General features: G+C 60.6%; 14 protein-coding genes. 5 read left to right on the forward strand and 9 right to left on the reverse strand.

All coding sequences use genetic code 11. From position 1 onward, the window contains the following. Positions 1-29 precede the first annotated feature (29 nt). Positions 30-1,589 carry a helicase HerA-like domain-containing protein gene (locus tag DD235_RS01815; RefSeq protein WP_109060342.1) on the forward strand — a complete coding sequence of 520 codons (1,560 nt, stop codon included), beginning with the start codon at positions 30-32 and terminating at the stop codon, positions 1,587-1,589. A gap of 249 nt (positions 1,590-1,838) precedes the next feature. Here the strand turns inward: DD235_RS01815 and DD235_RS01820 are convergent, their stop codons facing one another. The 5 genes from DD235_RS01820 to DD235_RS01840 all read right to left on the reverse strand — a co-directional run bounded on the left by DD235_RS01820 (position 1,839) and on the right by DD235_RS01840 (position 7,143). Beyond that, positions 1,839-2,705 (reverse strand): proteasome-type protease, encoded by an 867-nt coding sequence (locus DD235_RS01820; RefSeq protein WP_109060343.1) that lies wholly within the window; start codon positions 2,703-2,705, stop codon positions 1,839-1,841. 97 nt (positions 2,706-2,802) lie between these two features. Continuing rightward, positions 2,803-3,627, reverse strand: coding sequence for a transglutaminase family protein (locus DD235_RS01825; RefSeq protein WP_109060344.1), 825 nt, complete (start codon positions 3,625-3,627; stop codon positions 2,803-2,805). 21 nt (positions 3,628-3,648) lie between these two features. Next, the gene (locus DD235_RS01830) at positions 3,649-4,599 is read right to left on the reverse strand and encodes an alpha-E domain-containing protein (protein WP_109060345.1); all 951 of its coding nucleotides are present in this window, start codon (positions 4,597-4,599) and stop codon (positions 3,649-3,651) included. A gap of 2 nt (positions 4,600-4,601) precedes the next feature. Then, on the reverse strand, positions 4,602-6,035 hold the full coding sequence (locus DD235_RS01835) for a circularly permuted type 2 ATP-grasp protein (protein ID WP_420810433.1): 1,434 nt from the start codon (positions 6,033-6,035) through the stop codon (positions 4,602-4,604). 253 nt (positions 6,036-6,288) lie between these two features. Further along, complete coding sequence (locus DD235_RS01840) at positions 6,289-7,143, reverse strand: DMT family transporter (RefSeq protein ID WP_109060966.1); 855 nt, start codon at positions 7,141-7,143, stop codon at positions 6,289-6,291. A gap of 75 nt (positions 7,144-7,218) precedes the next feature. On the opposite strand from DD235_RS01840, the gene DD235_RS01845 reads away from it, so the two are divergent. Further along, positions 7,219-8,160, forward strand: a complete 942-nt coding sequence (locus tag DD235_RS01845) for a DMT family transporter (RefSeq protein ID WP_109060346.1) — start codon at positions 7,219-7,221, stop codon at positions 8,158-8,160. Then, positions 8,157-9,143: a quinone oxidoreductase family protein gene (locus DD235_RS01850; RefSeq protein ID WP_109060347.1), complete on the forward strand. Its 987-nt coding sequence runs from the start codon at positions 8,157-8,159 to the stop codon at positions 9,141-9,143. The genes DD235_RS01845 and DD235_RS01850 overlap by 4 nt, the downstream gene beginning before the upstream one ends. A 55-nt stretch (positions 9,144-9,198) precedes the next feature. Here the strand turns inward: DD235_RS01850 and DD235_RS01855 are convergent, their stop codons facing one another. Further along, positions 9,199-10,206, reverse strand: a complete 1,008-nt coding sequence (locus DD235_RS01855) for a class 1 fructose-bisphosphatase (RefSeq protein ID WP_109060348.1) — start codon at positions 10,204-10,206, stop codon at positions 9,199-9,201. Next, on the reverse strand, positions 10,203-12,974 hold the full coding sequence (gene pepN, locus DD235_RS01860) for an aminopeptidase N (RefSeq protein WP_109060349.1): 2,772 nt from the start codon (positions 12,972-12,974) through the stop codon (positions 10,203-10,205). Before pepN ends, DD235_RS01855 begins: the two co-directional genes overlap by 4 nt. 237 nt (positions 12,975-13,211) lie before the next feature. On the opposite strand from pepN, the gene DD235_RS01865 reads away from it, so the two are divergent. Then, entirely contained in the window at positions 13,212-13,832 is a 621-nt protein-coding gene (locus DD235_RS01865; protein ID WP_109060350.1) for a DUF4136 domain-containing protein, read from the forward strand. 12 nt (positions 13,833-13,844) lie between these two features. Here DD235_RS01865 and DD235_RS01870 read toward each other — a convergent pair whose 3' ends face one another. Beyond that, positions 13,845-14,225 carry an H-NS histone family protein gene (locus tag DD235_RS01870; RefSeq protein ID WP_109060351.1) on the reverse strand — a complete coding sequence of 127 codons (381 nt, stop codon included), beginning with the start codon at positions 14,223-14,225 and terminating at the stop codon, positions 13,845-13,847. Between the two features lie 260 nt (positions 14,226-14,485). On the opposite strand from DD235_RS01870, the gene tldD reads away from it, so the two are divergent. Then, positions 14,486-15,940 (forward strand): metalloprotease TldD, encoded by a 1,455-nt coding sequence (tldD, locus tag DD235_RS01875; RefSeq protein WP_162300387.1) that lies wholly within the window; start codon positions 14,486-14,488, stop codon positions 15,938-15,940. A 216-nt stretch (positions 15,941-16,156) separates the two neighbouring features. On the opposite strand, the gene lysS is transcribed toward tldD, so the two are convergent. Next, positions 16,157-17,683: a lysine--tRNA ligase gene (gene lysS / locus DD235_RS01880; protein WP_109060353.1), complete on the reverse strand. Its 1,527-nt coding sequence runs from the start codon at positions 17,681-17,683 to the stop codon at positions 16,157-16,159. Between the last annotated feature and the right edge of the window lie 50 nt (positions 17,684-17,733).

The following is a 17,733-nucleotide window of genomic DNA, read 5'->3' on the forward strand; positions in this document are numbered from 1 at the left end:
TCTCACGCCTTACGTTGCGGAGCACTGCCATGTCCGACCCCCTGATGATTTCCCGCAATGCCCAGTCTGCACAGTACCTGCTGCCCGGCATGGCCAACCGTCATGGCTGCATTACCGGCGCGACCGGTACCGGCAAGACCGTGACCTTGCAGGTCATGGCGGAAGCTTTTTCACGGCTCGGCGTGCCGGTCTTCATGGCGGACATCAAGGGCGACCTGACCGGGATTTCGCAACCGGGCACCGCTTCGCCCAAGCTGCAGGAGCGTCTGGAGCGCCTTGGCCTGTCCGTGCCCGACTGGGCGGGCATGCCGACCGTACTGTGGGATGTGTTCGGCAAGCAGGGACACCCCGTGCGCGCCACGATTTCCGATATGGGTCCCTTGCTGCTGGCCCGTATCATGAACCTGAACGACACCCAGGAAGGGGTGCTCAACCTGACCTTCAAGGTGGCAGACGACAACGGCCTGCTGCTGCTGGATCTCAAGGACCTGCGCGCCATGCTGCAGTTCGTGGCCGACAACGCGGCGGATATACGGACTCGTTACGGCAATGTGTCGGCTGCGTCCATCGGTGCGATTCAGCGCGGGCTGTTGCAGATCGAGACACAGGGAGGCGAGCAGTTCTTTGGTGAACCGATGCTCGATATCCACGACCTGCTGCAGACCGACGACAATGGGCGTGGCGTGGTCAATATCCTGGCGGCTGATCAGCTCATGCAGTCGCCCAAGCTTTACAGCACGTTCCTGTTGTGGCTGCTGTCCGATCTTTACGAACATCTTCCCGAAGTGGGCGATGCCGACAAGCCCAAACTGGTGTTCTTCTTCGATGAAGCCCATCTCCTGTTCAAGGATGCTCCGGCTGCACTGCTCGAGAAAATCGAACAGGTGGTACGCCTGATCCGTTCCAAGGGCGTCGGGGTGTATTTCGTCACGCAGAATCCGCTCGATATTCCCGATAGCGTACTGGGCCAGCTTGGCAATCGCGTGCAGCACGCTCTGCGTGCATTCACGCCGCGTGACCAGAAGGCCGTGCGTACGGCTGCGGATACCATGCGTCCCAATCCCGGCCTGGATGTGGCCGCTGCGATTACCGAACTGGGGGTAGGCGAGGCGCTGGTCTCCATGCTGGATGAAAAGGGCCGGCCCCAGCCGACCGAGCGGGCCTGGGTCGTGGCACCCGGTGGCCGCATCGGCCCGGCAACCGAGGCCGAGCGTACTGTCTTGCGGCAGCAATCGGTGCTGGCCGGCGTCTACGAGGCAGCGGTGGATCGTGAGTCTGCCTATGAAATGCTGCAGGCGCGCATGCAGGAAACTGGTGGCAAAACGGCAGGCGCACCGGCAACCGCGTCGACCGGTCAGGCGGCTGATGCAGGTGGCAAGGCGCAGCCGGGCAATGCCACACAGGACGACGATGGACTGATGGGGCAGCTCAATGATTTCCTGTTCGGCTCGACCGGGCCGCGTGGCGGCAAGCGTGACGGGCTGGTGCAGAGCGTTGCCAAGAGTACGGCCCGTTCCGTGGCCAACCGTATCATCGGACAGGTTACACGCGGCATTCTGGGCTCATTGACAGGTGGACGCCGTCGCTAGTGTCCTGTTTGGCTAATTCAAATACTCATCTTCGGCGCCTGGGCTCGCCATACTGCGTTGCAAATCCTCGCGATAGCTACGGCTATCGCTGCGGTTTGCGCCTTGTCTGACAAGCCCATGCATCCGAATCTGAATACATCAACTAACCAACCAGGACACTAGGATGGTTCGACCATTGCAGATCGGAGGTCGTACACCCAGGGCGTCTTCTGGGCGTATCGAATTTATCTGGACCGGCTCTGATCGTTTTCAGGCGGCTTGTTCTGCGCCAGGTCCCTGGGCCAGTATCTGAGGTGCAGGCGTATTGTGGTCCGGCTGGTCGGGCTGGGCCGGTACGCGGACGGGCTGGTGGTTGCGATGGCCGGGTACCAGCGAGTCAGGGGCGTCGGGTGAGGTCCAGATCGGATCGGTGATTTCGGAGAATACCTGTTTCAGACGTTCGCCCCAGGTCTTGCGGATCATGCCGAAATACTGATTGTGCTCGTCGATATTGGCAAAGTGCGTGACGCGCAGCGAGCCTGCTTCGTAGACCAGCAGGTCCAGCGGCATGCCCACGGATATATTCGAGCGCAAGGTCGAATCCATGGAGATCAAGGCACATTTGGCCGCTTCGTCGAGGGAGGTGTCGGCCTGCAGGACGCGGTCCAGGATGGGTTTGCCGTACTTGGCCTCGCCGATCTGCAGGTAGGGGCTGTCCGGGCTGGCCTCGATGAAATTGCCCGCAGCATAGACCTGGAACAACTGGCAGGGAGCCTGGCCGATCTGGCCGCCCAGAATCAGGTTCACGTTGAAGTCGATGCCCTGGTTCTTGAGTGCCTGAGCATCGCGCTCGTGGACGGCACGTACGGCATCGCCGACGCGCGATGCCGCGTCGTGCATGCTGGCCGCATTCCAGATCGAGGTCGGGCTGGCGCTGTCCTGCTGCGAGAGCTTGGTAATGATGGCCTGGCTGATGGCCAGATTGCCGGAGGTCATCAGGGCGATGACGCGCTCGCCGGGGCGCTCGAACACGCGCAGCTTGCGAAAGGTACTGATCTGGTCGACGCCTGCATTGGTGCGCGAGTCAGCCAGAAAGACCATACCCGCATCCAGGCGGGCGGCGACACAGTAAGTCATGACGGATCGAAAGAATGCGAAGCGGCCATTGTATTGCAATCGCAAGGCGTCGCCGCCCGGAATGCAGCGCTCACCGCATGGAGGTTGCGACCATGCATCATTGCTGGTCTGCCTGTGGGGTGACGGTGGTCCAGTCCTGCACGGAGACATTGACGTGCATGGACTCTTCGCCGCCGCCGCTGCGCACGCCGCGTACCGGCGATGCAGCATCGTAGTCGCGTGCCACGGCCAGGCGGCAATGCTGTTCGGAGGCAAACTGCCGGTTCGTCACATCGATGCTGACCCAGCCGTGGCCAGCCAGCCAGATGTCCACCCAGGCGTGGCTGGCGGCATGTTCTGCCGTCGTGTAGAGATAGCCGCTAACATAGCGGCCAGGCAATCCCATGCCTCGCACGCAGGCCAGAAACAGGTGGGCATGGTCCTGGCAGACGCCATGGCCCAGGGCCAGGACCTGGCTGGCGGCGGTCGTGACGTCCGTCATGCCGGGTTCATAGGCAACGCGCTGGCTGATGGCATGGGACAGGGCCAGTGCGTCTTCCGGGGTTTGCAGGCCCTGCGGCAGGACTTCCCGGCAAAAGGCGTGGATGGTGTCGTCCGCCAGGGTAAGCGGAGTGACGACACAATAGGCCTGTATCGGCAGGCGGCTGTCTTCCTGGGGGACCCGGCCCTGCGACAGGGGTTCGACCAGAACTTGCCCGGTCACGCGCAAGGCGATTTCGTCATGGGGCGCATTCAGTGTCAGCGTATGGGTGATGTTGCCGTAGGCGTCGGTCTGCTCGTCCAGCTTGCCCGGAGCCTGTATGTGCCAGCGTAGCGTTCGCTGGTGCGGATCCTGGCGTGGTGTCAGGCGCAGGGTCTGGATGCTGTAGTTGACCGGCAGGGTGTAGCGGTAGTGCGTGATGTGCTTGATCAGGTGTTTCATGGCCTGCTCCTTGCGTCGGTCTCAAGTGGTTAACGGGACCAGGAAATCGCGGCTGATGCGGTTGCCCAGATCGTTGATGCGCGCCAGGAAATTTTCCAGGTAGCGATGCAGGCCGGCTCGCAGGATGTCTTCGACGCGTCCGTATTCCAGTTCGGCCCGCAGCTTGCCGGCCAGGCGGCCCGTTTCCCTGGATCGCTGATTGGCCACATGCTGCAGGTCGCGTGACAGTGCACGCATGCAGGCCAGCAGGGAGCTGGGCATGTCGGCACGCAGGATCAGCAATTCGGCCACGCGCTCAGGTGAGATCACATCGCGATAGACCTTGCGATAGACTTCCAGCCCCGACACCGCGGCCAGGATGGCGGACCAGCGATAGAAATCCTGGGCCTGGTGCCCGCCGGTGCTGGTGTTGTCGGGCTGCTCGTGAAACTTGACGTCCAGCAGTCGTGCCGTATTGTCGGCGCGTTCCAGATGGCTGCCCAGGCGCATGAAATGCAACGCCTCGTCATCCAGCATGGTGCCTGCCATGACGCCGCGGGTCAGGTGGGCGCGGAACTTGATCCAGTCGAAAAAGGCATCGGGATTGCGTTCGAGCTGGCCCTCGGCCAGCAGCCGCAGCATTTCGAGCCAGGTCGTGTTGCAGGTTTCCCAGACCTCGGTCGTCAGACTGCCGCGTACGGCGCGTGCATTTTCACGGCAGGCACGTATGCAGGCATAGATCGACGAAGGATTATCGGCATCGCGCACCATGAATTGCATAATGGTGCGCGGATCGACATCGCCGCAGCGATCCGCGTAGGCATGCTGCAATTCGCTGATGCGCAGCACGGCCTGCCAGGACTGTGCCAGGCTTTGCGGTGAGCGCGGCAGCAGTGACATGGTCAGATTCACGCCCAGCATGCGTGCGGTGTTTTCGGCACGCTCGATATGGCGGCACATCCAGAACAGATTGTCGGCGGTTCGGCTGAGCATGCTCATTCCTCCAGTATCCAGGTGTCCTTGGTGCCGCCGCCCTGGCTGCTGTTGACGACCAGCGAACCTTCTTTGAGGGCGACCCGGCACAGCCCGCCCGGGACGGTGCGGATATCCTTGCCGCACAGCACATAGGGACGCAGGTCGACATGGCGTGGGGCGATGCCGTTTTGCACATAGGTGGGAATGGTCGACAGCGCCAGTGTGGGCTGGGCGATATAGTGGTGCGGTCGTGCCCGCACCAATTCCCGGAACTGCGCAAGCTGGGCGCGACTGGCGGCCGGGCCGACCAGCATGCCATAGCCACCGGCCCCATGGACCTCCTTGACGACCAGGTCCGCCATGTTCGCCAGTACGTAGGACAGTTCGTCGGGCTTGCCGCATTGCCAGGTCGGTACATTCGAGAGAATGGGTTCCTCGCCCAGGTAAAAGCGGATCATGTCCGGCACGAAGAGATAGGTCGATTTGTCGTCGGCCAGACCTGTGCCGATGGCATTGGCCAGCGTCACGCGACCGGCCCGATAGACTGACAGCAAGCCCGGCACGCCCAGGGCGGAATCAGCCCGAAAGGCCAGGGGATCGAGGAAATCATCATCCACGCGCCGGTAGATGACGTCGACGCGTTTCGGGCCTTGCGTGGTGCGCATGTAGACCGTGTTCTGGTCGACGAACAGATCCTGGCCCTCGACCAGCTCCACACCCATCTGCTGGGCCAGGAAGGCATGCTCGAAATAGGCCGAGTTGTACATGCCGGGCGTCAGGACCACGACCGTGGGATCGTCGATGCTGCGGGGCGCGACTTCGCGAAGATTGTCCAGCAGCAGGTCGGGATAGTGCGCGACGGGGGCGACCTGGAGGCGGCTGAAGGCATCGGGCATCAGGCGCATCGACATTTTTCGGTTCTCCAGCATGTAGGAGACGCCGGAGGGCACGCGCAGGTTGTCTTCCAGTACATAGAATTCGCCCTGGCCGGCGCGCACGATATCGATCCCGGCGATGTGGCAATAAATGTCCTCGGCGACATCCACATCCTGCATTTCAGGGCGGTACTGCGTGTTCAGGAACACCTGTTCGGGAGGGACCACGCCAGCCTTGATGATGTCGTGGTCATGGTAGATGTCGTGGATGAAGCGATTGAGGGCCCGCACGCGCTGCTTGAGGCCCAGGTCCAGCATGTGCCATTCATCGGCAGGGATGATGCGCGGGATCAGATCGAAAGGAATCAGCCGCTCGTTGCCATCGGCATCGCCAGCCAGCGAGAACGTGATGCCGACGCGACGAAAGTTCAGGTCGGCTTCAAGCTGGAGGTGGGCCATGGCATCGGTCGGCTGTCCGGCCAGCCAGTTGGCAAAGCCCTGGTAGTGCGGCCTGACCTGACCTTGCTCATCCATCATCTCATCGAACGCCCTGGGGCGCGCAGCGGGAAAATCCATCATGCAGCATGCTCCTGGTTGCGTGCGCGCCGCGAGGGCGGTGACGCACGGGTCATAGAACTGCCAAGCAAATGGCATGCCAGCCGGGCATGCGAACAGCAAAATCGTGGATGAGGCCTTGTGCCAGTGGCTGACGCGCTGGGTCAGTGCATGGAACGATGCGGGCCACCGCACAGTGCAGGTGGCGGCATGGAATCGCTGTTTGGGTGCAAACGCACCATAGTGATGCGTTGATTATGCCTTATCGTGAGGCAGTTCAGCCGCTTTTGCGTCGGCTCGAGATGACCGATGCCGCAATGATCAGCAAGGCACCGATCATCATCCGGGCGCTCGGTTGCTGCGCAAAGAGTGCCCAGGCAAAGGCAATCGCATAGACCGGCTCCAGGGCAATCACCAGACCCGCCGTGCGGGCATTGAGCCGGGCCAGGCTCGACACGAACAGAAAATGCGACAGCCCGGTGCAGAACACACCCAGCAGGGCCAGCCAGAACCAGTCGGAAGGCGAGACCGCACCGATGGCACCGAGCGAGAACGGCAGTGCGCACAGGGCGACGGCGATGTTCTGCCAGAAAGAGACTTGCAACGGATCGATGCCGCGTGCCGCGTAGCGGTTGCTGATGGCCAGCAGTGCGAACGACAGGCCGGACAGCAGCCCCCAGACCAGTCCGATGGTGCCTTCGTCGGCAAAGTCGAAGGAAGGCGTGACCAGGACCAGTCCAAGGCTGACCAGTCCGAGCAGCAGCCATTCCAGCAGGCCGATGCGTTCCTTGAAGAACAAAGCCTCGCACAGTGTGATGAAGGCCGGGAAGCTGGCAAAGCCAAGCGTGGCGACGGCAATTCCGCCGACCTTGACCGAGACGAAGAAAGTGACCCAGTGCACAGCCAGCAGGGCACCCGAGCCAAGCAGTGTCAGATAGCGGCGGCGATTCATCTCGCGCAGAATGGGGCGACCCTGAAGACGTGCCATCAGGCCCAGCGATACCACGGCAAAGAGTGCGCGCCCCAGCGTGATGACGACGGCACCGGCCTGGATGACTTCGCCGAAGACGCCGGTCAGGCCGAACAGCACTGCGGCGACGTGGATGTAGGCGAGGGCTCGCTGATGGGTGATGAGTGAATCGCTCTGCACGAATTAATCCTCTAGAATGAGCGGCTATTCTACCTTTGCAGATTACCGGGTGGGGGCATGTCCAATCGCACCATCGGCTTCCTGCTGGCGGCGCTGGGTTCGGTGCTGTTTGCAGGCAAGGCCATTGCAGTCAAATTCACCTACCGCTACGGTATCGATCCAGTTACGCTGATCGCCTTTCGCATGCTTTTTGCACTGCCGTTTTTCGCTGTCATCGCCTGGCACGAAACTCGCCGTGCCCGCCGCAATGGCGTGCCACCGCTGACACGACAGGAAAAACTGCGCATCGTGCTGCTGGGGCTGATCGGTTATTACCTGTCGAGCTTTCTGGATTTCATTGGCCTGCAATATGTCAGTGCCGGTCTGGAGCGGGCGATCCTTTTCCTGTCTCCGACCTTCGTGCTGCTGATGACGGCCTTCTGGCTCAAGCGGCCGATTGCGCGTGCGCAGTGGGTCGCGATGGCCCTGGCCTATGCAGGGGTCCTGCTGGTATTTGTGCAGGATATCCGCTTCGGGGGCGAGCAGGTCATGCTGGGATCGCTCTGCGTGCTGGGGGCTGCATTCAGCTATGCCTGCTACCTGATCGGTGCGGGCGAACTGATCAAGCGCGTCGGTTCCACGCGGCTGGTTGCCTATGCCATGTGCACGTCATGCGTGGTGGTGCTGTTGCAGTTCTTCATCGTGCATGATGCCGGCGTCCTGCTGGCGCAGCCTGCCGGCGTCTATGGCTGGTCGCTGATTCATGCCACGCTCAATACCGTGCTGCCGGTGTTCATGATCATGTGGTCGGTCGAACGCATCGGTGCCGCCATGTCGGCCCAACTGGGCATGCTGGGGCCGATTTCACTGCTGTTCATGGCGGCGTGGTGGCTGGATGAACCGCTGACCCTGTGGCATCTGGGGGGGACGGTTCTGGTTATCATGGGCACGTATGTGCTGACGCGTGTGCGCACGCCATCCCCCGATACGAATACAACTTCAGCAAGGAGCAAGATATGAGTCAGACAGCCAAGGCCATCCTGATCCGCCGCCATGGCGGCCCGGAAGTGCTTGAGTGGACCGATGTCCAGGTGCCGGCCCCCGGCCCCGACGAGGTGACGGTACGCCAGCATGCCGCCGGTCTCAACTTTATCGACATCTATTTCCGTGACGGCCTCTACCAGCATCCACTGCCGCATGGGCTGGGTTTCGAGGGGGCGGGCGTGGTCGAGGCGGTGGGCAGCACGGTGACCCATTTCAAGCCAGGTGACCGGGTGGCCTATGGCCAGAGCCCGCTGGGCGGTTATGCCGAGCTGCGCAACGTGCCGGCGCACCAGTTGGTCAAGCTGCCCGAGGGCATTTCCTTCGAGCAGGCCGCTGCGATGATGCTCAAGGGGCTGACAGTGCAGTACCTGCTGCGCCAGACCTACCGGGTGCAGGAAGGGGAAACCATCCTGTTCCATGCTGCTGCCGGAGGCGTGGGCCTGTTTGCCTGCCAGTGGGCGCGAGCACTGGGCGTGAAACTGATCGGTACCGTTTCCAGTCCCGAAAAAGCGGCATTGGCGCGTGCCCACGGGGCCTGGGAAACCATCGACTATTCGCGCGAAAACGTCGCCCAGCGCGTGTTGGAACTGACCGAGGGCAAGAAAGTGCCGGTTGTTTATGACGGCGTAGGCCAGGCGACCTGGGAAGCATCGCTCGATTCGCTCAAGCCGCGTGGGCTGTTGGTCAGTTTCGGCAACGCTTCGGGTGCCGTGACCGGGGTCAATCTGGGCGTGCTGGCGCAGAAGGGTTCCCTGTACGTGACCCGTCCTACATTGGGTACGTATGTGGCAGAGCCAGGTGCGCTGGATGCCGCAGCAACCGAATTGTTCGATCTGGTACAGAACGGCCGGATCGACGTCCAGATCGGCCAGCGCTATCCGCTGGCCCAGGCGGCCGCGGCCCAGACGGCGCTGGCCGCGCGCCAGACGACCGGAGCCACCATTTTCACGATGGCGTAATGCCTGGCTGAACGGTTGAAACGGGGCGTGCCGCTATTGGTCACGCCCCGTTTTTTTACTGCTGGTGGTATTCGGCGATGCGGGCGATTTCGTTCTTCGAACCCAGCATCACGCTGACGCGTTGATGCAATGCTTCGGGCTGGATGTCCAGGATGCGTTGCGTGCCGTCAATCGAGGCACCGCCGGCCTGCTCGATCAGCATGCTCATCGGGTTGGCTTCGTACATCAGGCGCAGTTTGCCGGCTTTCTCGGGTTCACGGGCATCCCAGGGGTACATGAAGACGCCGCCGCGATTCATGATGCGATGCACGTCCGATACCATCGAGGCGATCCAGCGCATGTTGTAGTTCTTGCCGAGCGGGCCATCCTGGCCAGCCAGGCAGTCCTCGATGTAGCGACGCATCTCGGGAGCCCAGTGGCGCATGTTGGACATGTTGATGGCGAATTCCTTGGTGTCTTCCGGGATGCGGATGTTTTCGCCCGTCAGGCACCAGGCACCCATTTCCCGATCCAGCGTGAAGCTGGCCACGCCGTTGCCCGTGGTAAGTACCAGCATGGTCTGCGGACCGTAGATGGCATAGCCGGCGGCCACTTGGCGGCTGCCGGGCTGCAGGAAATCGGCTTCTTCGATATCGCGCCCCTCGGCTCCAGCCGGGGCCTTCAGAACCGAGAAAATCGTACCGATCGAGACGTTGACGTCAATGTTCGAGGAGCCATCGAGCGGATCGAACAGCAGCAGGTATTCGCCCTTGGGATAGCGATTGGGAATGCGGTGGATGGTGGTCATCTCTTCCGATGCCATGCCTGCCAGATGGCCGCCCCACTCATTGGCTTCGAGCAGAATGTCGTTGGACAGCACATCGAGCTTTTTCTGGATCTCGCCCTGCACGTTTTCGCTGCCCAGACTGCCGAGTACGCCTCCCAGCGCACCCTTGCCGACGGCGTGACCAATGGACTTGCAGGCACGTGCCACGATCTCCAGCAGCAGGCGCAGTTCAGGATCGATGGACTGGTGCTCGCGCTGTTGCTCGACCAGATAATGGGTCAGGGTCTTGTACTTCATTTGGCCTCCAGAGCGCCAAGATTCAGGGATTTTTGAATGATTTCGGACGTGTTGCGCGACAGCGATGGCTCTGCGGCGATCAGTTCCAGGGCAGCCAGCATCTTTTCACGCAGCTCCGGGGCGTGCAGCGACCAGCGATCGAATACACGCGCCAGACGAGCGGCAATTTCGGGATTGACCGGGTCCAGCAGCAGCATCTGCTCGGCCCAGAAGGCATAGCCGGCACCTTCTTCGGTATGGAAATTGAGTGCGTTGTTCATGCAGAACTGGAAGACCAGGGCCCGTACCCGGTTGGGGGTCAGCAGCGTGAACGCAGGATGCTGGGTCAGCTTGCGAACCAGGGCGACCGTGCTGTTGCAACTGGCGGCCTGTACAGCGAACCATTTGTCGACCACCAGTGGGTCATGATGCCAGCGGGTATAGAAATCACCCAGGGCATTCTGGGCGACGATCGTATCTGCATCGTTGACCAGGCAGGCCAGGGCGGCCAGTGAGTCGGTCATGTTGCCGGCTTTCTGGAACTGTTGCTGGGCCAGACTCAGTCCATCTTGCTTGCGAGGGGCGCAGAGGTAGCTCAGTGCCAGATTTTTGAGAGAACGTCGTCCTGTCGAGAGCGGATCGGGCGAGTAGGCACCAGGCGTCATGTTTTCGTGATAGGTCTGCAGCCACAGGCTGCCCAGTTGACGGCCGAGTTCGGCGCGCACGGCCAGACGGGCTGCTGCCAGCCGGCCTGGATGCATGGGTCGCATGCGTTCGAGCAGGGTTTTCTCGAGTGGCAGGGCCAGCGCCCGGGCCCGGTAGGCAGGATCCAGTGCCGGGGTATGCAGCAGCGTAGCCCAGGCACGAACCAGCGAGGCGCTCAGCGTGACCGGCTCGTCCAGATCCATGTCGCGGGCATGGCGCAAGATCTCGCGGGCTGCCAGTTCCTGACCCGCTTCCCAGCGTGCAAAAGCATCCGGGTCGTGTTCGGACAGCAGGGCCAGTTCTTCGTCAGTCCAGTCGTATTCCACGATGACCGGTGCCGAGAAATCCCGCAGCAAGGAAGGAACGGGGCGTTGCGCGATACTGTCGAAATGCCATTGCGCCTGTTCTTCGCGCAGTTCGAGCAGGACCGTGTCGGATTGCTCGCCATTCAGGGAGAGCGGCAACGGCGTGCCGTCGGGGGCCAGCAGTCCCAGTGCAAACGGAATGTGAAATGGGTGCTTGACGTAGTCGGCACCGCGCTGCGTTTCAACCCCCACCTTGTCGCAGCGTTGCTGCAGGGTGATGGTGCAGCGCTGTGTGGCGCTGTCATGCGCCAGGGTGACCTTGACACGAGGTGTGCCCGCCTGGGCATACCAGCGTCGAAAAATCGAAAAATCCTGGCCGGGGTGCTGGCGAGTGTAGACGGCTTCCATGGTGTCGACGAAGTCGTCGCAGGTCACGGCCTGGCCGTCGAAGCGGGCGAAGTAATCGTCCATGCCTTGCCGGAAGCCTGCTTCGCCCAGCAGCCGATGCTGCATACGAATGACTTCGGCACCTTTTTCATAAACGGTGGCCGTGTAGAAGTTGCCGATTTCCTGGTAGCTCTCGGGGCGAATGGGATGTGCCATCGGGCCGGCGTCTTCGGGGAATTGTGCGGCGCGCAAGGCAATGACATCGTCGATGCGTTTGACGGCCCGCGCACTGGCCTGGGCTGCACGCAACTGGGCCAGTGCGGCAGACGAGCCGGCTGCCGCGTCTTCCTCGCGACGCTGTAACGCCTCTGCCATCATGTCAGCCGTGAATTCCTGATCGCGGAACACGGTCAGGCCTTCTTTCAGGCTGAGCTGAAACCAGTCGCGGCAGGTCACGCGGTTGCCGGTCCAGTTGTGGAAGTATTCGTGGCCGATGACCGACTCGATGGCTTCGTAGTTGGCATCTGTAGCCGAGTCGGGGTGTGCCAGGACATAGGCAGCATTGAAAATGTTGAGGCCCTTGTTTTCCATGGCCCCCATGTTGAAGTCGCGCGTGGCGACCACCATGAAGCGATCCAGATCGAGTTCCAGGCCAAAGCGTTGCTCATCCCAGCGCAGTGCACGCTCGAGAGAGTCCAGCGCCCATTCGGTCTGTGCCTCGGAGCCGGGGTCGCTGTAGACCTGCAGCAGCACCTCACGGCCCGAGGCGGTATGGGTCGTCTTCTGGCGGCAGGCGAACCGCCCGGCCACCAACGCGAAGAGGTAGCTGGGTTTGGGAAATGGGTCTTCCCAGACGGTCTCATGACGGCTATCGGGCAGCTCTGTGCTGCTGATCAGGTTGCCATTGGACAGCATCACCGGGTAGGCATTCTTGTCGGCACGCAATGTGACCTGGTAGCGTGACATGACGTCGGGCCGGTCAGGGAACCAGGTTATGCGCCGGAAGCCTTCGGCTTCGCACTGTGTGAACAGGGATTCCCCCGATACATACAATCCCATGAGCTTGGTGTTGGCGTCGGGGCGGCACAGACTGTCGATCGTCAAAGTGCAGCTTTCCGGCAGTCCTGCTACGGACAACGTGCGCGCGTCAAGCCGATAGCGGGCCGCCTCTACGGGCTGGCCATCGAGGGACAGGCCCAGCAGTTCGATATCTTCGCCGTCCAGCACCAGCAAAGTATTGGCAGGGGTGCCAGGTACACGTTGCAGTCGCAGCGTATTGCGGACCCGCGTGCCGGCGGGATCGAGATCGAATGCCAACTGAACGGTTTCGATGCGGAACGGATAGGGGCGGTAATCGCTGCGATGGATCGTGATGGCTGAATCGGTCTGCATGGTTGTCCTGCCAGTACGGTAGGGCCGGCGTCATGCCGGTACGGGTGAAATTCTGGATATTCTGGATATGATTGTCAGGGGAGTCGGGTTGCGCTCGTTGTGAAGGCAGAATGATAACCGTCTCCCAAGACTGCGCTATTGTAGTGGTTTGGCGCAGGACGGGACCCGTCGGACAGGAAACTTTCCGTGACCATGACGGTCTTATGCACATGGTGTGGCAATTTGGATGGAGCGTGAATGATGGAATGGATCAATAGGTGGTTTGGCCCCATGCGCAGCCTGTTTCTGCTGGTAGGGGCACTGGCCCTGGCCGGATGCGCCTCTACGCTGTCCGCACGTGTTACGACTTTCGAGCAATGGCCATCCGGTGTGGAAGGGCAGACTTGGCAGTTTGCGGCTGGCGAGGGCAGTGGGCTGGAAGTGCAGGCCTATCAGGACATGGTACGAGCCGCCATTGGTGCGACCGGGCTGGTCGAGGCGCAAAATGCGCAGGGCCGTTTCGTGGTTGCACTTGATTACGGCTCGGAAAGCCAGCCGCGTACGGTGCGTCAGGCAGTGCCGGATCCATTTTTCTATGGTGGTTTTTATGGCCCCCGCTACTGGGGCTGGGGATACGGCCCGTGGGGCTATGGTCCTGACTGGGTGCCTGTGGAAGTAATTGCACAGCGTAACCACCTGACGGTCAGCATTCGTGACCGCTCGCATGCGGATCAAGAGGTCTATCGGTCTACAGCGGTGATCTGGTCTCAGGACGAGGCTCTGGCGAGTGTGATGCCGTATATGGTGAGTGCGGTATTTGATGGTTTTCCCGGTAACAATGGTGAGGTTAGAACCATCGAATACCGGGAACCCAGGTGACACAGAGTAGAATTATTTCTGTATCAGGAAACTATCGCGCTGCTTGCCTTCTGCCTCGGCAGCGGTAATCCAGCGCGGTGCCTTGCCACGGCCCGTCCAGGTGTCGCCTGTTTCAGGATGACGATACTTGGGTTCTACAGTGCGCTTGGCACGAGGTGCTGCGGCTTTCTTGGTGCCGGTGCTGTCGGTGCTCTTGACTGCGCTGCGGCGGGCGGCCTTTTCGAATGCGGGGGCCAGTTCTTCCTGGGTAATACCGTATTCTGAAATGGTGCGAATAATCGATTGGACGATTGGCTTGCGTTGTTTCTGCAGCAGCGCGTCGGCCTGTTTCTGCAGTTTCTGGATTTCCCGTTCGATACGGGCCTGTTGAGCTGCGTAGTCGCTTCGAGCCATTTTTTAATTTTCCTTAATGCTTGCCTGGGAGGTGGGGGCAGAATGCCCTTGATTTCAGCGTAGCTTGTTATGGTTTGCCGCCAATATGACGGAATCCCGATTATATACGTATAAATATGCGGTTTAGTATTCGTTAAAATCCGATAAATTGAAAAAAATTATGGCAGGAGCAGTTCGAAATAGAGCTTGTCTGTAAGCTCGATTGCCTGTTTTCCTGCTGACGTCCGATACAACATCCTTACTCTGCCAGTTTGCGACGAATGAATATTGCTGAAAATTCCCTGACTATTGCCAAGTCCCTGTTGCTCGATCCCTGGGGACTTTCCGAAAACGATATGGCCCGTGCGCTGGCGGAAATCTTCAACCGTCGGGTCGATTATGCGGATCTGTATTTTCAATATACGCGCAGTGAAAGCTGGAGCCTGGAAGAGGGCATCGTCAAGACGGGAAGCTTTGCCATCGACCAGGGTGTCGGAGTACGCGCACTCAGCGGTGATCGCACGGCTTTTGCCTATTCGGAAACGCTGGATCCGGCAGCATTGCTGTCTGCTGCCAGGGCCGTCAAAGGGATCGGAGGCAGAGGTCAGGGCAGAGTGAGAATTGCGCCGGCAGACCATGATGCCGCGCAGCATGTCCTGTATCCCGCCCTCGATCCCCTGGCTTCTCTGCCGGCACCTGACAAGGTCGCCCTGCTGGAACGGGTCGAGGCCATGGCACGACGGAGCGATCCACGCGTCATTCAGGTCATGGCAAGCCTTGGAGCCGAGTACGACGTGATCATGGTTGCGGGCAGCGATGGCCGACTGGCAGCCGATGTGCGGCCGCTGGTGCGCCTGTCGCTGACCGTTATCCTGGAGTCCCAGGGGCGTCGTGAAATCGGGACTGCAGGGGGGGGCGGACGTACAGATCTCTCGTATTTCACCGACGACATTCTGCGCAGCTACGTGGAACGCGCAGTCCACGAGGCTGGCGTCAATCTCGAGGCCCGACCTGCTCCTGCCGGGGAGATGACCGTCGTGCTGGGCTCAGGCTGGCCGGGTATCCTGCTGCACGAGGCGGTAGGGCATGGTCTCGAGGGCGACTTCAACCGCAAGGGGTCCAGCATTTTTTCAGGCCAGATCGGACAGCGCGTGGCCTCGCCAGGCGTGACCGTGGTCGATGATGGCACGCTCGAGGGGCGGCGCGGGTCGCTCAATATCGACGACGAAGGTCATGCGACGCAACGGACCGTGTTGATCGAGGATGGCATCCTCAAGGGGTACATGCAGGACAGCCTGAATGCACGCCTCATGAAAACGGCACCGACAGGCAATGGCCGGCGCGAGTCGTTTGCGCATCTGCCGATGCCGCGCATGACCAATACCTATATGCTGGCTGGACAGCATGATCCGGCCGAAATCATTGCTTCTGTGCGTGATGGTTTGTATGCCGTCAATTTCGGTGGCGGACAGGTGGATATCACCAGTGGCAAATTCGTGTTTTCGGCCTCAGAAGCCTATCGCATCGAAAATGGGCGCATTACCTATCCGGTCAAGGGCGCAACGTTGATTGGCAATGGACCCGATGCGATGAACCGGATCAGTATGATCGGACATGACATGCAGCTTGATTCCGGGGTGGGAACCTGCGGCAAGGAAGGCCAGAGTGTCCCCGTGGGAGTCGGGATGCCGACCGTGCGCATGGAGGGTTTGACGGTAGGCGGTACGAATGCCTGATCGGATTTTTCGATCGCTGTGATCTGATGTTGTTATTAAATGAAATAAATCAGCGTTCTTATTAATTGAACGCCAGGTTTCATTAAACATTACAGCGTTTGTTTGGATATTCGGAATGTGCAAAGGTATTTGCATAAATGAGAAATCCCCTGCCCATTGGTCAGCTGACCGAATGGCAGGGGATTTTTTCTGGGTATTTTAGTACCCGTACTATTATCAGTCTTCGCGGCGCAGATGCGGGAAAAGAATGACGTCGCGAATACTGGGGCTATCTGTCAGCAGCATGACCAGGCGATCAATGCCGATCCCGCAGCCACCGGTCGGCGGCATGCCATATTCCAGCGCGCGGATATAGTCGGCATCGAAATACATGGCTTCCTCATCGCCGGCATCCTTGGCTTCGACCTGTTTGCGGAACCGGTCTGCCTGGTCTTCGGGATCGTTCAGTTCCGAGAAACCATTGGCAATTTCGCGACCGGTAATGAACAGTTCGAAGCGCTCCGTAATGCCCGGCTGTGTGTCCGAGGCACGCGCCAGTGGCGAGACCTCGACAGGGTAGTCGATGATGAACGTCGGGTGCCACAGTTGCGATTCTGCCGTTTCTTCGAACAGGGCCAGTTGCAGCGCACCCTTGCCGGCGCGGGCCAGTTGCGGGCCGTTGACGTCTGCGCCACGCTTCTTGAGTTCGGTGCGCAGGAAGGCTTCGTCGTCGAGCTGGGCCGCCGTGAAGGACGGCTCGTACTTGAGAATCGCCTCGACGATAGTCAGGCGATCGAACGGCAGGGAAAGATCCAGCGTGCGCTCCTGGTAGGTCAGTGTGGCGGTGCCAGAGGCGTCGATGGCTGCCTGGCGGATCAGGGATTCGGTGAAATCCATCAGCCAACGATAGTCTGCGTACGCGGCGTAGAACTCCATCATGGTGAATTCAGGATTGTGCCGGGGGCTGACGCCTTCGTTGCGGAAGTTGCGGTTGACTTCGAAGACCCGCTCAAAGCCCCCGACGATCAGTCGCTTGAGGTACAGCTCGGGTGCAATGCGCAGGAACATTTCCATGTCCAGTGCATTGTGGTGCGTGATAAATGGCTTGGCAGCCGCCCCGCCAGGGATGGGGTGCAGCATGGGTGTCTCGACCTCGAGGAAACCATGGTCGATCATGTGACGGCGAATGCTGCTGATGGCATTGCTGCGTGCGCGGAACGTTTGACGCGTGGCATCGGTCATGACCAGGTCGACATAGCGCTGTCGATAGCGCAGCTCCTGGTCGGCTACACCGTGGAACTTGTCGGGCAGGGGACGCAGCGACTTGCTCAGCAGGCGGATGGCGCTGGCGTGGATCGACAATTCGCCTTTCTTGGTCTTGAAGACTGTACCTTCGATGCCCAGGATATCGCCGATATCCCATTGCTTGAATGCGGCATAGGATTCCTCTCCCAGCGCATTGCGATCCAGGTAGATCTGGATGCGACCGCTGCCATCCTGCAGGGTGGCGAAGCTGGCCTTGCCCATGATGCGCTTGAGCATCATGCGGCCGGCAACGCGGGCCGGTGTCTGCTGCGCTTCAAGGGTTTCCGCTTCGACTTCGTCGTAGCGGGCGTGCAGGTCGGCGGCGTGATCGGCCGGGACGAAATCGTTGGGATAGGGATTGCCGGCTTCGCGCAGTTTGCCCAGTTTGGCGCGGCGTTCGGCGATCAGACGGTTCTCGTCCAGGGCAGTGCTATCGGAAGGGGAGGCAGCTTGGGTCATGGTAATCGAAGGAATGCGTAAGAGTGCAAAAGAAAAATAGCCTGCTGGCT

Source organism: Corticimicrobacter populi (assembly GCF_003123725.1).
In the GTDB taxonomy this organism is placed as follows: domain Bacteria; phylum Pseudomonadota; class Gammaproteobacteria; order Burkholderiales; family Burkholderiaceae_B; genus Corticimicrobacter; species Corticimicrobacter populi.

What these genes read in the sequence shown, in the direction of transcription:
- DD235_RS01815 (WP_109060342.1), top strand. Translation starts at nt 30, where the DNA reads ATGTCCGACCCCCTGATGATTTCCCGCAATGCCCAGTCTGCACAGTAC.
- DD235_RS01820 (WP_109060343.1), bottom strand. Translation starts at nt 2,705, where the DNA reads ATGACTTACTGTGTCGCCGCCCGCCTGGATGCGGGTATGGTCTTTCTG.
- DD235_RS01825 (WP_109060344.1), bottom strand. Translation starts at nt 3,627, where the DNA reads ATGAAACACCTGATCAAGCACATCACGCACTACCGCTACACCCTGCCG.
- DD235_RS01830 (WP_109060345.1), bottom strand. Translation starts at nt 4,599, where the DNA reads ATGCTCAGCCGAACCGCCGACAATCTGTTCTGGATGTGCCGCCATATC.
- DD235_RS01835 (WP_420810433.1), bottom strand. Translation starts at nt 6,035, where the DNA reads ATGATGGATTTTCCCGCTGCGCGCCCCAGGGCGTTCGATGAGATGATG.
- DD235_RS01845 (WP_109060346.1), top strand. Translation starts at nt 7,219, where the DNA reads ATGTCCAATCGCACCATCGGCTTCCTGCTGGCGGCGCTGGGTTCGGTG.
- DD235_RS01850 (WP_109060347.1), top strand. Translation starts at nt 8,157, where the DNA reads ATGAGTCAGACAGCCAAGGCCATCCTGATCCGCCGCCATGGCGGCCCG.
- DD235_RS01855 (WP_109060348.1), bottom strand. Translation starts at nt 10,206, where the DNA reads ATGAAGTACAAGACCCTGACCCATTATCTGGTCGAGCAACAGCGCGAG.
- pepN (WP_109060349.1), bottom strand. Translation starts at nt 12,974, where the DNA reads ATGCAGACCGATTCAGCCATCACGATCCATCGCAGCGATTACCGCCCC.
- DD235_RS01865 (WP_109060350.1), top strand. Translation starts at nt 13,212, where the DNA reads ATGATGGAATGGATCAATAGGTGGTTTGGCCCCATGCGCAGCCTGTTT.
- DD235_RS01870 (WP_109060351.1), bottom strand. Translation starts at nt 14,225, where the DNA reads ATGGCTCGAAGCGACTACGCAGCTCAACAGGCCCGTATCGAACGGGAA.
- tldD (WP_162300387.1), top strand. Translation starts at nt 14,486, where the DNA reads ATGAATATTGCTGAAAATTCCCTGACTATTGCCAAGTCCCTGTTGCTC.
- lysS (WP_109060353.1), bottom strand. Translation starts at nt 17,683, where the DNA reads ATGACCCAAGCTGCCTCCCCTTCCGATAGCACTGCCCTGGACGAGAAC.